Origin of the sequence: Oleiharenicola sp. Vm1, from assembly GCF_047777955.1 — a bacterium.
GTDB lineage: Bacteria > Verrucomicrobiota > Verrucomicrobiia > Opitutales > Opitutaceae > Didemnitutus.
Genome location: NZ_CP180537.1, coordinates 2,891,283 through 2,905,024, shown reverse-complemented (window position 1 = coordinate 2,905,024; position 13,742 = coordinate 2,891,283). Strand labels below are relative to the sequence as shown.

The following is a 13,742-nucleotide window of genomic DNA, read 5'->3' as shown; positions in this document are numbered from 1 at the left end:
GAGCCGGCGGAGCCGGCTTCGTTCACACGCGGAAGATCGCGCCCAGCTTCTTGCCGAGCAGGACGGTCATGCCGGCGATGGTGATGCCGAGGAATGCCATGGCCCAGACGCCGAGGGCGGAGGCGATGAACTTGCCGTCGCCGAGCAGCTGGAAGAGTTCGTAGATGGCCTTCGTGATCGGGTAGTAGACCTGTTTTTGCGCGAGGATGAGCGAGTCCGAGACCTCGAGCATGGCGAAGGAGAAGGCGAGGAGGCCGCCTGCGATCAGGTTGGCGAGGATCAGCGGGATCGTGATCTTGAAGGTGGCCTTGAGCGGCGGGCAGCCCAGGTTCTGCGCGGCCTCCTCGAGCGTCTCGCTCGTCTGCTGGAAACCGGCGGCGGCGGAGCGCACGACGTAGGGCAGGCGGCGGATGGAGTAGGCGATGATGAGCAGGATGGTGGGATTCGCGATGGGGTTGAGGAAGGAGAAGAATTTCCCCTCCTGGCTCATGGCGAGGTAGCCGAACGCCAGCACGAGGCCGGGGACGGCGAGCGGGAGCATGGCGAGGAAGTCGAGGATCTGGCGGCCGGCGATCTTCGAGCGGACGACGACGTAGGCCAGCGCGATGCCGAGCACGAGGTCGATCACGGTGGAGATGCTCGCGTATTTGAGGCTGTTGGCGATGGCCGGGACGGTCAGGTCGTGGCCGAGCGCGAGCTTGAAGTTCTCGGCGGTGAGGTTGTGCGGCAGCACGGTCGCATACCAGTCGCTCGAGAACGCGACGGCGACGACGCCGAGGTGGGGGAGGATCGCGACGAACGTGATGCCGGCGAAGAGTGCCGTGGCGGCCCAGGCGCGTCCGCCGGTGAGCTTTTGCGCGCCGCCGGCGTGCGTGGCCTTGGCCATCATCGCGTAGGACTGGCGGCCGAAGAGGCCCTTGCCGATGGCGTAGAAGAGGACGGAGCTCGCGAGCATGACGGCGACGAGCGCGTAGGGGAACGGGTTGCCGCCGATATCCTTCAGGCCGTAGAAAATCTGGACCGAGGTGACGCGCGCGTAGTCGAAGATCAGCGCCACGCCCAGGTCGGTGAAGGCCCAGATGAAGACGATGGTGCCGCCGGCGAAGAGGCCGGGCTTGATCAGCGGGAGGGTGATCTTGAAGAAGCGGCGGAAGCCGGTGCAGCCGAGGTTGACCGCGGCCTCCTCCATCGCGGGGTCGATGTTGGCGAGCGAGGCGACGGCGTTGAGGTAGATGATCGGGTAGAGCGAGAAGGCGTTGACGATCGCGATGCCGAGAAACTGGTTGGCGCCGAGCCAGTCGAAGGTCCAGCCGTGCGGCCGCAGGCCGAGCTCGATGATCAGGCTGTTGAGCGCGCCGTATTGCCCGAGGATCTGCTTGATGCCGATCGCGCCGACGAAGGGCGGCAGGATCATCGGCACGAGCACGAGCGAACCGAGGAGGTTCTTGAGCGGAAACAGGTAGCGGTCCGACACGACCGCGAGCGGGAGGGCGATCAGCAGGGCGAAGGTCGTGGTCGTCAGCGCGAGCAGGAAGGAGTTCGCCAGACCGCCGAGGTAGATCGGGTCGCTGAGGAGCGCGCCGAGGTAGGCGAAAGTGAGCTTGCCGTCGGCGTCGATGAACCCGCCCTTCAGGATCTGGAAAATCGGCCAGGCAAAGAACGCGGCGAAGAACACCAGCGTGCTGATAAAGACGATCCGCGCGAAGCCTTTCGACATGCGTAGGATGTCGTCCGACCGCGCCCGATGCGGCAAGGCGGAAAAACCGGCCGGAGGGGGGGGCCGGAGACGCAAGTTCAGGTTGCGTTCAGGTTCAGGCGGCTATGATCCGCCTCAATTTCCCCCGGCCCCGTGACGATGATTTTCCCCATGGATCGTGAGTGGCGTCGCAGTTTTCTGGCGTTGACGGTCGCCTTGGCGGCCGGGGTCGCACGCGCCCAGTTCACCGAGGTGCCCCAGACGGTCGCACCCGGAAAATGGCTCATGGAGACCGACGTGGCGACCGTCGCCATCGACCGACACACGCCGGCGCGCGATGGGGTGGAGTATCGCTCGATCTACCTCGGCTACGTGCAGCTCACCGCCGGGGTGACGGAGAGCTTTGATGTGCAATTCGGCCTCGAAAGCTGGCACGACGAGCGCGTGCAGGGCGGCGGCGCCGACAGCCACCTGAGCGGGATGGGCGAGCTCTACCTGCGGGCCAAGTGGAAATTCTGGGATGACGGCAAGGGCACGGCGCTCGCGCTGCTGCCCTACTATCGCGTGCGCGACACGGCGGCCAAGCACGTGCGCCCGGCGCTCGACCAGTTCGGCCTGATCATCCCGTTCAGCCGCCCACTCTCCGAGCGGTGGTCGCTCTCCGCCATGGCGCAGAACGACTGGCTCGACGACGGGTCGGGTGGGCGCGACTGGTGGCTGACCGCCAACGCCACCTGCCTCTACAACGCCGGCGGCCGCGCCAGCGCCTACATCGAGGGCACGACTTGGGCCCAAGGCGCCCGCGGGCGCTGGGCCACGATGGCCGGCATCGGCGCCCTTTGGCAGGCGACCGACCGCTTTTCGTGGGACCTTGCCTTGCATGTGGGCCTGAATCGCGCGGCGCCGGACTGGCATCCCGTCCTCCGCTTCGTGTGGGAGCTGTGAGCGTCGCCGGAGCGGCGCAGGATTTGTGACACAATTGAAAATTAGGAAAGCCTAAATCTGTCTTGCGTTCCTGATTTTTCCGCTTTGGTTTCCGCGCCGCCGATGGAAAACCAATCCGCCTCTCCCGCTCCCGACGCCGGCTGGCGCCACTCGCGCCTCGCCCGCAGCCTGCCCGAGGCGCATGGCACGGTGTCGGTGCCGGCCGGGGCGGGCTTCTGGCGCAAGCTCCTCGCGTTTTCCGGCCCCGGCTACCTCGTCGCGGTCGGCTACATGGATCCGGGCAACTGGGCGACCGACCTCGCGGGCGGCTCACGCTTCGGCTACACACTGCTGAGCGTCATCCTGCTCTCGAACCTGATGGCGATCCTGCTCCAGTCGCTCTGTGCGAAGCTCGGCATCGCCACCGGCCGCGACCTGGCGCAGGCCTGCCGCGACCATTACCCGCGGCCCGTCTCGAACGCCTTGTGGTTTCTCTGCGAGATCGCCATCTGCGCCTGCGACCTCGCCGAGGTGATCGGCACGGCCATCGCGCTCAACCTGCTCTTTCACATCCCGCTTTTCTGGGGCGTGATCCTGACGGCGCTCGATGTGATGCTGGTGCTGTTCCTGGCGCACCGCGGTTTCCGTTACCTCGAGGCGGTGGTCGTGTCGCTCGTCACGCTGATCGGCGTGTGCTTTGGCCTGGAGATCCTGTTCTCCCGTCCCGACGTCAAGGAGGTGCTCGGCGGCTTCCTGCCCACAGCGCAGATCATCACGAACCCCGAGATGCTCTACATCGCGATCGGCATCCTCGGGGCCACGGTGATGCCGCACAACCTCTACCTGCACTCGTCCATCGTGCAGACACGCAAATACGAGCCGACGCCTGCGGGCAAGCGCGAGGCGGTGAAGTTCGCGACCATCGATTCGACCCTCGCGCTGATGTTCGCGCTCTTCATCAACGCCTCGATCCTCATCGTGTCCGCCGCGACCTTCCACAAGGCCGGCAATCACGATGTCGCCGAGATCCAGGATGCCTACCAGCTCCTCTCGCCGATGCTCGGGGTCGGCGCGGCCAGCACGATTTTTGCCGTCGCCCTGCTCGCCTCCGGGCAGAACTCGACCCTGACGGGCACGCTGGCCGGCCAGATCGTGATGGAGGGCTTTCTCAATCTCCGCCTGCGGCCGTGGCTCCGCCGCCTGATCACGCGCGCCATCGCGATCGTGCCGGCGGCGATCGTCGCCGGCCTCTACGGCGAGAGCGGCACGGCCAAGCTCCTCGTCTTCTCGCAGGTGGTGCTCAGCCTGCAGCTGCCGTTCGCCGTCATCCCGCTCGTGCAGTTCACCAGCGACCGCACGAAGATGGGCGAGTTCGCGAACCCCGCGTGGGTCAAGGCGGCGGCATGGCTCGTCTCCGCGATCATCGTCGCCTTGAACGCGAAACTCCTCTACGACTTCGCCACGTCGCCCTAAGCCATGTATCGCAAAATTCTGGTCGCCCTCGAGAACGGCCGCGCGGACGCGACCCTGCTGCCGCACATCGCGCAGCTGGCCCGCGAGCTCGGCGCGGAGCTCCTCCTGCTCCACGTGGCCGACGGCTGGGCGGCGCGGAACTTCGAGCAGCTCAAGCTGAGCGAGTCCGACGAGATGCGCGCCGACCGCGACTACCTGGCGCGCTGCGCGGCGGAGCTGTCGCAGGGCGGCTTGGCCGTGACGACCCAGCTGGCGCTCGGCAACCCGCCGGCCGAGATCGTGCGCGTCGCGGCGGCCGAGCACTGCGACCTAATCGCCCTCGCGTCGCACGGCCATCGCCTGATCGGCGACATCATCCACGGCAGCACCATCGACGCCGTGCGGCACGCCACCAGCACGCCGCTCCTCGTCGTGCGCGCCGTGATGAAGGGCTAGAAGAGCCGCGCGAACAGGTCGCGGAACAGGTGCGCGCCGAAGATGCCGGCGAGCACGTAGATCAGCCACGACACCTGCCGGCCGCGGCCGGTGCAGAGGTAGACCACGGCGAACGCCAGCAGGCCGAGCCCGATGCCCTCGGCGATGCTGAACGTCAGCGGCGTGCCGAGGATGATCAGGAAGGCCGGGGCCGCCTCGTGAAAGTCCTTCAGGTTCAGCTCGGCCACCGACTGGAACATGAAGATGCCCACCACCACCAGCGCCGGCGCCGTCGCCACCGCCGGCACGGCCAGGATCAGCGGGGTGAAGAACAGGGCGCCGAGGAAAAGCGCGGCGACGGTCACGCTCACGAGGCCGGTGCGGCCGCCGGCGGCGACGCCGGAGGCGGACTCCACGTAGCTGACCACATTCGACGTGCCGAAGAGCGACGAGAGGATGACGCCGATCGAGTCCGAGATCAGCGCCTTGCCCGCGCCGGGCAGCTTGCCCTCGGCGTCGAGCAGGCCGGCGCGCTGCGCCACGCCGACGAGCGTGCCGATGTTGTCGAACAGCGCGATGAGCAGCAGCGTGAGCACCACCGTGGTGGCCTTGACCGGGTCGTGTGCGAAGTAGTCGAAGTTGAGCTTGAGGAAGGTGTCGCTCATCGACGCCGGCAGCGAGACGACGTGATCGGGCCAGTTGGTCAGGTGCCCGCCCTTGCCGTCGGGGATCACGAGACCCGCGAGGGTGATGCCGAGGATCGAGAGGATGATCGCGCCCGGCACGCCGCGCGTGACGAGGATGATCGTGAGCAGCAGGCCGGCGAAGAAGAGCAGCACCGAGGGCGTGCCGAGATTGCCGTGGGTGACGAGCGTGTTGGCGTCGGCGACGACCAGTCCGCCGTTGCGCAGGCCGATGAACGCGATGAAGAGCCCGACGCCGCAGGTGATCGCCATCTTCAGCTGAAACGGGATGATGTTGATGATCTTTTCCCGGATGCCCGAGACGGACAGCGCGAGGAAGGCGAAGCCGTTGATGAACACCAGGCCGAGCGCGGATTGCCACGGGACGCCGAGGCCGAGGCAGACGGTGAACGCGAAGTAGGCGTTGATCCCCATGCCCGGCGCGAGCGCGAGAGGGAAGTTCGTGAACAGGCCCATGATCAGCGTGCTCGCGGCGGCGGCGAGTGCGGTCACGGTGACGAGTCCGCCGCGCGGCATCCCCGCGGCGGCGAGGATCGCGGGGTTCACCGCGAGGATGTAGGCCATCGCCGCGAAGGTCGTGAGGCCGGCCTGGATCTCGCGGGCGGCGGTCGTGCCGTGGCGGTCGAATTGGAAAAAACGGGCGAGCATGGGAGCAGAATGAGCTTCCCGAGAGTGCAGGTCGGCGGCTAGAGAACCAGCCGGTTTTTCCGCCGATGATCGACGCGCACGTGCATCTCTACCCACCCGAAGTCGCGGCCGATCCCGCGGCGTGGGCGGCGGCGCAGGGGAGCCGCACTGGGCGCGCCTGTGCACGCGGCGCCGCCGGGACGGCACGCCGGTGCAGCTTTTCCCCAGCGTCGACGCCCTGCTGCGCGCCCTCGACGCCGCCGGGATCGCTCGCGCCGTGCTGCTCGGCTGGTATTGGGAAAACCCGGCGACGTGCGCGGCGCAGAATCGCTTCTATGCCGACTGCGTCCGCGCCCATCCCGACCGGCTGGCGGCGTGCGCGGCGGTGCATCCGGGGACCTCGGCGAATTGCACCGCGCGCGCGACCACGGCTTCGTGGGCCTGGGCGAACTCTCGCCGCACTCGCAGGGCGTCGCCGCCGACGATCCGCGCGTGGCCGCGCTGCTGCACGCGGCGGGCGAGCTGGGGTTGCCGGTGAACCTCCATGTCACCGATCCGGCCAGCCGGCGCTACGACGGCTGGGTCGACACGCCGCCGGCCGACTTCGTGCGCTGGGCGCGCGATTTTCCGCGGACGAAGTTCGTGCTCGCGCACTGGGGCGGGGGACTGGCGTTCGACCCGGCGAGCCGGGCGCTCGCGAATGTCTGGTTCGACACCGCCGCCTCGCCGCTGCTCTACGATGCCAGCGCCTGGTCGCGCGCCTTGGCCGCGGTCGGCGCCGGGCGCATCCTGTTCGGCTCGGATTTCCCGCTGCGGCTCTTCCCGCGGGCGGAGGACGGCGCGGGACTGACGACGTTGGTGCAGCAGGCGCGGGCGAACCTCCCGGCGCTGGCGATCGCGGCGGTCACCGGCGGCAACGCGGCGTCAGTCTTCGGCGTGCCGGCCTAGCACCCACTCGAAGACCGGACTGTCGGCGCGCGGCGCGACGACTTGCAGGCCGCCGCTCAGGCCGTCGGCGAGCGGCACGGGGAGCGTCAGCACCGGCAATCCCGCCAGCGAGGCCGGGGCGGTGAAGGTGAGGATGGCGCGCCGCGTCTCGGGCGTGCACTGCGCCTTGGTCAGCGCCGGCACCGGCGCGCAGGGCAGCACGACAAAATCGAACTCCCGGAACAGCGCGGCGAACTGGGCGCGCACCGCGGCGAAGACGCCTTGTGCGGCGGCGAGCTGCGCGGGCGTGGTCCGGCCGGCCTGGGTGAAGCGCTGCCAGATGCCCGGATCGTAGCGTTCGCGCCAGGGCTCGAGCCAACGCTCGTGGACCTTGAAGGCCTCGTGCGTCACCACCGTCGTGTAGGCATCGACCGCGGGCGACCAGGCCGCCGCCAGCGCGGCGCGCAGCGTCGCGTCGGCGGGCGCGGCGAGGCGGCGTGCGGCGGTTTCGCACGCGGCGTCGAGCGCGGGGTCGGCCGCGGCGAAAATCTCCCGCGCACGCAGGAACACGCCGCGGGGGTCGCGGGGCGCCGCCGCGGGCGGGCCGACGAGCGCCCGGTTCAGCGTCGCGAGGTCGCGGGCCCGGACGGTGAACCAGCCCGCGGTGTCGCAGGTGGGCGAAAGCGGGAAGGCGTCGCGCACGAACGCGTCGCCGGGCGCGAGGCGGAAGCCGTAGAGGCCGCAGAACGCCGCCGGCACGCGCACCGAGCCGCCGGTGTCGGAGCCGAGGGCGAACGGCGTCACCCCGGCGGCGACGAGCGCGGCGGAGCCGCTGCTGGAGCCGCCGCTGAGCCGGTCGGCGCGCTGGGGATGCGGGCAGTCGCCGAACGTGCGATTCTCGCCGGTGAGGCCGGCGGCGAATTCCACCAGGTGCGTCTTGCCCGCCAAGGTCGCGCCGAGTTCGCGCAGCCGTCGCACGAGCGCGCTGTCGCCGGGCGTCGGGCGCACCTCGGCGAGAAAAGCGGAACCCGCGCGGGTCGGCGCGCCGGCGACGTCGAAGAGATCCTTGGCGAGGTAGGGCAGGCCGCGCAGCGGGCCGGTGGCGCGGGCCAGCTCGGCTTCCATCTCGTGCTCCGGTCGCGCCCAAGCGAGCGCGGCGGAGCGGAGCGCGGCGGGGAGCGCGAGCAACCGCGCGGCGACCTCGCGCGCGGCCCGGGCGGGCGGCAGCGCCTGCCAGTCGGCGAAGGGCAAAGGAACTGGCGTTTTGCGGGCGGTTGTATCCACTCAGCGGTTCATGGACGGCCCCACGCCCCTCGTCAAACTCGGCTCGGTGCGCAAGCGCTACGGGGACGGACCGGTCGTGCTCGACGGCGTCGACCTGACGCTCGGGCGCGGCGATTTCGTCAGCCTGATCGGGCCGAGCGGCTGCGGCAAATCGACGGTGCTGAAGCTGGTCTCGGGCCTGAGTCCGACGACAAGCGGCGAGGTCAGCGTGCTCGGCACGACGCCGCGCCAGGCGCGCGACCGCCAGGTGTTCATCTTCCAGGACGCCACGCTACTGCCGTGGCTGACGGCGCGGCAGAACGTCGAGATCCCCTGCGCCTGCGGCGCGCGCCCGCGCCGGCGCGGGCGGCGCAGGCGGAGAAATTCCTCGAGCTCGTCGGCCTGACGAAGGTCCGCGACTACTACCCGCGCCAGTTGTCCGGCGGCATGCGGATGCGGGTCTCGATCGCGCGCGCGCTGACGCTCGCGCCGGAGCTGCTGCTGCTCGACGAGCCGTTCGGCGCGCTCGACGAGATGACGCGCCACCGGCTGAACGAGGAGCTGCTGGCGCTGCGCGAGTCGTCGCCGTTCACGGCGATGTTCGTGACGCACTCGGTGGCGGAGGCGGTGTTCCTCTCGAACCGCATCGTGGTGATGGCGGCGCACCCGGGGCGCATCCACCGCGAGCTGCGGGTGGAGTTCGGCTATCCGCGCCGCGCCGCGCTGCGCGAGACGGCGGAGTTCGCCGCGAAGGTGAACGAGGTCTCGCGCGCGCTGCACGAGGTGGAGGAGGAGGTCCGCGCGTGAGGAAGGATTCGCCCCTGCTGCAATGGCTGCTGCCGGTCGTGACCGGGCTGGTGTTCTTCGGCCTCTGGTATGCGGTGCGCGCGGCCACCGGCCTGCAGAGCTGGATCCTGCCGACGCCGGTCGAGATCCTCGAGGCGGCGTGGCGCGAGAAGGCCCGGCTGCTCTCCGCGGTCGGCGCCACGGCGCTCGGCGCGGCGGCGGGCTTCGTGCTCGCGGCGGTGCTCGGGCTGGCGATGGCGCTGGTGCTCGGCCTGTCGCACTCGCTCCGCCTGTCGCTCTACCCGTGGCTGCTGGTGCTGCAGATGACGCCCGTGATCGTGCTCACGCCGATCATCGTGCTCTGGGCCGGCCCAGGCATGCCGGGCATCGTCACCATCACGTGGCTGATCTCGTTTTTCCCCATCGTGGCGAACACCACCCAGGGCCTGCTCTCGACCGACATGAACCACGTCGCGCTCTTCCGCATGTGCAACGCCAGCCGCGTGCAGGAGCTGTGGCTGCTGCGGGTGCCGGCGGCGCTGCCGTATTACCTGGCCGGCCTGCGCATCGCGGCGACGCTCGCGCCCATCGGCGCGATCTTCGGCGAATACATGGTCGGCAACGCCTCCGGCGGGTCGGGCGGCCTCGGTTTCCTCGTCTACAGCTACAACACCCAGATCAAGATCCCCGCGCTGTTCGCGACGGCGCTGACGAGCTGCCTGCTCGGCTTCGTCTTCGTCGCGGCGGTCTCGTGGCTGAACTGGGCGCTGCTGCACCACTGGCACGATTCCTTCGAACGCAACGACCACTGACCATGCGCACCTCCACGCTTCTCCTCGCCCTGCTCACGCTCGGACTCCTGGCCGGTTGCGGCCGGAAGGCCGAGACCGCCTCCGCCGACGGCCGCCTCAAGATCCGCTTCCAGACCGACTGGTTCCCGCAGCCCGAGCACGGCGGCTATTACCAGGCGCTCGCCAAGGGCTACTACGCGGAGGAGGGGCTCGACGTGGAGATCGTCAAGGGCGGCCCGAACGCCCAGGTGATGACCGCCGTCGCCACCGGCCGCGCGCAGCTCGGCATGACCAACGGCGACGACGTCATCGTCGCCATCGGCCGCGGCGTGCCGCTCAAGATGGTGGCGGCCGAGATGCAGCGCGACGCGCAGGGCATCCTCTTCCACGCCGCGCATCCCCTCCGCGAGCTGCGCGATCTCGACGGCAAGACGATCATGGCCGGCGCGGGCTCGATCTGGCTGCAGATGGCGCAGAAGAAGCTCGGCATCCATTTCAACCTCCAGCCGCTGGTGGGCGACCTGGCGCGCTTCATGAGCGACCCGAAATTCATCCAGCAGTGCTTCGTGACGAACGAGCCCTTCTTCGTCCGCCAGCGCGGGGTCGACGCGGGCGCGCTGCTGATCGCCCAACCGGGCGCCTACGAGCCGTATCGTGTGATGTTCACCAGCGACGCGTTCCTGATCGAGCATCCCGAGGTGGTGCGGAAGTTTGTCCGCGCCAGCCTGCGCGGCTGGATCGACTACCTGACCGGCGATCCGGCGCCGGCGAACGCCCTGATCAAGCAGGCGCGTCCCGACCTGTCCGACGAGTTCTTCGCCTACAGCATCAAGGCGATGAAGGACTACCAGCTCGTGCTCGGCGACCCCGCGCGCGGGGAGAAGATGGGGCAGCTCACGGCCGCGCGCCTGGAGACGCAGCTCAAGCTCCTGGGCGAGCTCGGCTTTCTCGAGCGCCCGCTGACGGTGAAGGACGTGGCGACTTTCGAGCTGCTGCCGCCCGAGGCGCGCTGAAGCCGCGGCTTGTCTTCGGTTCCGGTCCTGGTTCGCTGGTCTTCCTCCATGAAGACACACACGCTTCTCGTTTCGGTTTCCACGCTGCTCGTGGCGTTCGCGCTCGCCGGCTGCGGCGACAAGAAGGCCGCCGACGCCTCGGGCTCGACCAAGGGGCTCGAGAGCGCCGACCAACGGGTGAGCTACGGCATGGGCTACCAGATCGGGGCGAACGTCGCGCGCCAGCCCGGCCTGAAGTTCGACCAGGCGGCTTTCGCCGCCGGCATGCAGGATGCGCTGGCCGGACAGAAGACGCGCCTCGATGAGAAGCTGATCCAGGCGGCGTTCGAGGAGCACCAGCGCAAGCTCGCCGCGGAGATGGAGGCGCAGGGCCGGGTGAACCTTCAGGCGGCCAACGAATTTCTCGCCAAGAACAAGTCGCGTCCGGGCGTGAAGACCACGGCGTCGGGCCTGCAATACGAGGTCCTGAAAAAGGGCTTCGGCGGCGCGAAGCCGAAGCCGACCGACAAGGTGCGCGTGCATTACCACGGCACGCTGATCGACGGCACGGTGTTCGATTCCTCCGTGAAGCGCGGCCAGCCGGTGGAGTTCATGCTCAACGGCGTCATTCCCGGCTGGACCGAGGCGCTGCAGCTCATGTCGGTCGGCGACAAGTTCAAGCTCTACGTCCCGCCCGCGCTCGCCTACGGCCCGCGTTCGGCGGGCCATATCCCACCGAATGCGCTGCTGATCTTCGAGGTCGAGCTGCTGGCGGTCAACTGACGCGCGGCATGGCGGGAGATTCCGGCCAGTGGTTGCGGCGGCTTGCGGATTGCCTTGACGCGGTCGAGCGGGGGCAGATCGGCTCGGCCTGCCCGGTGGTCGATCATGAGATCGCCGGTTCCGCCGCGGCGGGAGACGCGGACGACCTCGCCGTCTGGCTGGTCTGCCGGACCAAGGCCGAGCGGCGGCTCTTTGCCGACACCGAGCAGGCGCGGTTCACGTCGGCCCTGAAGCAGCGGATGCTCGCCGGCGGCTTTTCCGAAGCCGCGGTGGCCTCCCTGACCGTGCGGGCGACGTCGCGCGAGGAAGTGGCCGCCGCCGGCGGACGCTTTGCCGCGCTGCGCTGAACCCCGGCCGGGCCGGCCTCAGGCGAGCGACTTGAGCAGGATCTTCGAGTTGCGGCCGCTTTCCTCGTAGGACTTCAGGCGCGATTCGGGCAGCGCGTCCTTGTCGGCCTCGACGAAGCCGCAGACGGAGGTGAAGAAAGTGAACGCCTGGGTGGAGAGCGCGAGCGCCGTGGTGGCGCCGCGCTCCTTGGCCAGCTTGAGGCCGAACTCGATCATCTTCCGTCCGATGCCACGGTGGTGATAGAAGGGCATCACGTAGACGGAGCCGACCTCGGCGTGGTCGGGCTTGTCCGGGTAAATGGACACCGAGGCGCAGGCGATGATGTTCTCGTCGATCTCGTAGACGTAGAAGTTCTCGATGTTCTTCTCGATCGCCTGCTGGGTGCGGAAGACGAGTTCCTCGCGCTTCACGGCGGAGCGGGTGAGGTTGTAGATCGCGCGGACGTCGCGCTTCGTCGCCGGCCGGATCGACTGGTATTCGTTGCCGTGGATGAGCGTGCCGACGCCCTCGTTGGAGAAGATCTCGGTGAGGAGGCCGTCGATCATGCGGCCGTCGAGCAGGTGCACGCGCGGCGTGCCGGTCTCGATGGCCTTGACCGCGTGGGCGGCCTTCGAGCGCATGGCCTCGTTGATCGAGTCGGGGCTCTTGGCCAGGAAGTCGCGCAGCGTGTCGACGTTGATCTGCTGCTTGAACGCGCCGTCGATCTCGAGGCCGCGGTTGGGCGTGAAGAAAATGATCTTGGTCGCGTGCAGCGACTCGGCCAGCTCGGCGGCGAGCAGGTCGGAGTTCACGCGCAGCGGCCGGCCGTCGCGGTCGAAGGCGATCGGATTCACCACCGGGACGACGCCGGAGCTGATGAGCTGGACGAGGAATTCCTTGTCGATGCGGTCGACGCGGCCGGTGAGCTGGTGGTCGACGCCGCGGAGGATGCCGAGCGGGGCGGAGCGGACGGCATTGGTCAGCGCGGCCTTGAGGTTGTTCTGCGACAGCTCCTCCAGCACGAGGTGCGTGACGCGGCCGGCGGCGCGGATGGCGAGGTCGAGCGTGGCGGCGTCGGTGACGCCGGTGCCGATCGAGTCGGTGATCGTGACCTTGCGCAGGGCGGAGAGCTCCTCGATCTGGCGGCCGATGCCGTGGACGATCACGACTTTGATGCCGAGCGAGCGGAGCACGGCGACGTCGAGGAGGATGTTGCCGAAGTTCTCGTCGGCCACGATGGCGCCGTCGATGGCCAGGATGAAGATCTGGTCCTGGTAACGCGGGACGTATTTCAGGATGCCGCGGAGATCGGTGGGCTTGATGTCGGCGCCGGTGGACATTTTCGAGACGAACTTCTTCGGGCATCGCGCCCGGCGCGTCAATAGCGCGTCGCGCTCAGCGCACGCTGAACGTCCACTGCGCCGCCGGTCCCTTGGCCGCGAGGCGGATCGTGTAGCGGCCGGGCGGCAAGCGGTCGGTCGGCACGCGGGCGAGATAGTCGGCGTCCTCCCAGCGGCTGAGCAGGTGGTTCGGCAGTTTCTCGAGTGTGGGGATGAGGACGATCTCGTTGCCGCGGAGGAGCGCCTCGAGGTGCCCGACCTGGTAGTTCTGGTCGGTGAGGCTCGCGGTGAAGAACACCGCGTAGGGAGCGCCGTGCGCGGTGTCGGTGGGGGCGGTGACCTTGTCGATCGTCGCGAGCAGGCGCGGCTTCTCGGCGAAGGCGGCCTCGAGATCCGGGCCGAGGCCGGCGCCTCCGCGCGCGACGGAGGCGGCCATGCTGAAGCCCGGCTTGTCCGCCGGGCGCGTGAGCTCCACGGGGAGTTTCTGCCAGCCGGCGTTGAGCAGGCGCACGGTGGTGGCGCGCTTGTTCATGTCCTCGTAGGGCCGGAAGGCCGGACCGGGCTTCCGGTAGAAGATGTTCACGAGCGTGTAGCCGATCACGAAGATCACGATCGCGAGCACGATCCATTTCATGGACCAGGGCTTCGGTTCGGGACGACTGGGGCGGGCGCTCATCAGGGCGCGAGCAAAGCAC

At 69.0% G+C, this 13,742-nt stretch carries 13 protein-coding genes and 1 pseudogene; 9 read left to right on the top strand and 5 right to left on the bottom strand.

The features are described from left to right. Positions 1-22: 22 nt before the first annotated feature. Positions 23-1,717, bottom strand: a complete 1,695-nt coding sequence (locus ACMYLB_RS14135) for an ABC transporter permease (protein WP_415907615.1) — start codon at positions 1,715-1,717, stop codon at positions 23-25. A 150-nt stretch (positions 1,718-1,867) separates the two neighbouring features. Between ACMYLB_RS14135 and ACMYLB_RS14130 the strand changes: the two genes are divergently transcribed. From ACMYLB_RS14130 to ACMYLB_RS14120, 3 genes are all read left to right on the top strand, one after another. Beyond that, on the top strand, positions 1,868-2,641 hold the full coding sequence (locus tag ACMYLB_RS14130; protein WP_415907614.1) for a transporter: 774 nt from the start codon (positions 1,868-1,870) through the stop codon (positions 2,639-2,641). A 102-nt stretch (positions 2,642-2,743) separates the two neighbouring features. Beyond that, entirely contained in the window at positions 2,744-4,093 is a 1,350-nt protein-coding gene (locus ACMYLB_RS14125; protein ID WP_415907613.1) for an Nramp family divalent metal transporter, read from the top strand. Between the two features lie 3 nt (positions 4,094-4,096). Further along, positions 4,097-4,528, top strand: coding sequence for a universal stress protein (locus ACMYLB_RS14120; protein WP_415907612.1), 432 nt, complete (start codon positions 4,097-4,099; stop codon positions 4,526-4,528). Here the strand turns inward: ACMYLB_RS14120 and ACMYLB_RS14115 are convergent. Next, complete coding sequence (locus ACMYLB_RS14115; protein WP_415907611.1) at positions 4,525-5,859, bottom strand: NCS2 family permease; 1,335 nt, start codon at positions 5,857-5,859, stop codon at positions 4,525-4,527. The two genes, ACMYLB_RS14120 and ACMYLB_RS14115, sit on opposite strands and share 4 nt — an antisense overlap. A gap of 387 nt (positions 5,860-6,246) precedes the next feature. Here ACMYLB_RS14115 and ACMYLB_RS14110 point away from each other — a divergent pair, with 387 nt between their 5' ends. Then, positions 6,247-6,786 (top strand): amidohydrolase family protein, encoded by a 540-nt coding sequence (locus ACMYLB_RS14110; RefSeq protein ID WP_415907610.1) that lies wholly within the window; start codon positions 6,247-6,249, stop codon positions 6,784-6,786. On the opposite strand, the gene ACMYLB_RS14105 is transcribed toward ACMYLB_RS14110, so the two are convergent. Beyond that, a complete protein-coding gene (locus ACMYLB_RS14105; RefSeq protein WP_415907609.1) occupies positions 6,763-8,016 on the bottom strand; it encodes an amidase in 1,254 nt (417 codons plus the stop codon). The two genes, ACMYLB_RS14110 and ACMYLB_RS14105, sit on opposite strands and share 24 nt — an antisense overlap. A gap of 43 nt (positions 8,017-8,059) precedes the next feature. Between ACMYLB_RS14105 and ACMYLB_RS14100 the strand changes: the two are divergent. The 5 genes and pseudogenes from ACMYLB_RS14100 (at position 8,060) to ACMYLB_RS14080 (ending at position 11,727) form a co-directional block, all read left to right on the top strand. Further along, positions 8,060-8,835: pseudogene (locus ACMYLB_RS14100) on the top strand (ABC transporter ATP-binding protein). Beyond that, the gene (locus tag ACMYLB_RS14095) at positions 8,832-9,626 is read left to right on the top strand and encodes an ABC transporter permease (protein ID WP_415907608.1); all 795 of its coding nucleotides are present in this window, start codon (positions 8,832-8,834) and stop codon (positions 9,624-9,626) included. The pseudogene ACMYLB_RS14100 and the gene ACMYLB_RS14095 overlap by 4 nt, the downstream one beginning before the upstream one ends. A 2-nt stretch (positions 9,627-9,628) precedes the next feature. After that, positions 9,629-10,618 carry an ABC transporter substrate-binding protein gene (locus ACMYLB_RS14090; RefSeq protein WP_415907607.1) on the top strand — a complete coding sequence of 330 codons (990 nt, stop codon included), beginning with the start codon at positions 9,629-9,631 and terminating at the stop codon, positions 10,616-10,618. Positions 10,619-10,666: 48 nt separating this feature from the next. Further along, positions 10,667-11,380 carry an FKBP-type peptidyl-prolyl cis-trans isomerase gene (locus tag ACMYLB_RS14085; RefSeq protein WP_415907606.1) on the top strand — a complete coding sequence of 238 codons (714 nt, stop codon included), beginning with the start codon at positions 10,667-10,669 and terminating at the stop codon, positions 11,378-11,380. Positions 11,381-11,388: 8 nt separating this feature from the next. Continuing rightward, positions 11,389-11,727: a hypothetical protein gene (locus ACMYLB_RS14080; RefSeq protein ID WP_415907605.1), complete on the top strand. Its 339-nt coding sequence runs from the start codon at positions 11,389-11,391 to the stop codon at positions 11,725-11,727. 18 nt (positions 11,728-11,745) lie between these two features. Here ACMYLB_RS14080 and argA read toward each other — a convergent pair whose 3' ends face one another. Next, on the bottom strand, positions 11,746-13,047 hold the full coding sequence (gene argA / locus ACMYLB_RS14075) for an amino-acid N-acetyltransferase (RefSeq protein ID WP_415907604.1): 1,302 nt from the start codon (positions 13,045-13,047) through the stop codon (positions 11,746-11,748). A gap of 55 nt (positions 13,048-13,102) precedes the next feature. Then, the gene (locus ACMYLB_RS14070; protein WP_415907603.1) at positions 13,103-13,681 is read right to left on the bottom strand and encodes a hypothetical protein; all 579 of its coding nucleotides are present in this window, start codon (positions 13,679-13,681) and stop codon (positions 13,103-13,105) included. Positions 13,682-13,742 lie beyond the last annotated feature (61 nt).

Excerpts from the sequence above, each read along its gene's own strand:
- ACMYLB_RS14135 (WP_415907615.1), bottom strand. The coding sequence starts at position 1,717 with ATGTCGAAAGGCTTCGCGCGGATCGTCTTTATCAGCACGCTGGTGTTC.
- ACMYLB_RS14130 (WP_415907614.1), top strand. The coding sequence starts at position 1,868 with ATGGATCGTGAGTGGCGTCGCAGTTTTCTGGCGTTGACGGTCGCCTTG.
- ACMYLB_RS14125 (WP_415907613.1), top strand. The coding sequence starts at position 2,744 with ATGGAAAACCAATCCGCCTCTCCCGCTCCCGACGCCGGCTGGCGCCAC.
- ACMYLB_RS14120 (WP_415907612.1), top strand. The coding sequence starts at position 4,097 with ATGTATCGCAAAATTCTGGTCGCCCTCGAGAACGGCCGCGCGGACGCG.
- ACMYLB_RS14115 (WP_415907611.1), bottom strand. The coding sequence starts at position 5,859 with ATGCTCGCCCGTTTTTTCCAATTCGACCGCCACGGCACGACCGCCGCC.
- ACMYLB_RS14090 (WP_415907607.1), top strand. The coding sequence starts at position 9,629 with ATGCGCACCTCCACGCTTCTCCTCGCCCTGCTCACGCTCGGACTCCTG.
- ACMYLB_RS14085 (WP_415907606.1), top strand. The coding sequence starts at position 10,667 with ATGAAGACACACACGCTTCTCGTTTCGGTTTCCACGCTGCTCGTGGCG.
- ACMYLB_RS14080 (WP_415907605.1), top strand. The coding sequence starts at position 11,389 with ATGGCGGGAGATTCCGGCCAGTGGTTGCGGCGGCTTGCGGATTGCCTT.
- argA (WP_415907604.1), bottom strand. The coding sequence starts at position 13,047 with ATGTCCACCGGCGCCGACATCAAGCCCACCGATCTCCGCGGCATCCTG.
- ACMYLB_RS14070 (WP_415907603.1), bottom strand. The coding sequence starts at position 13,681 with ATGAAATGGATCGTGCTCGCGATCGTGATCTTCGTGATCGGCTACACG.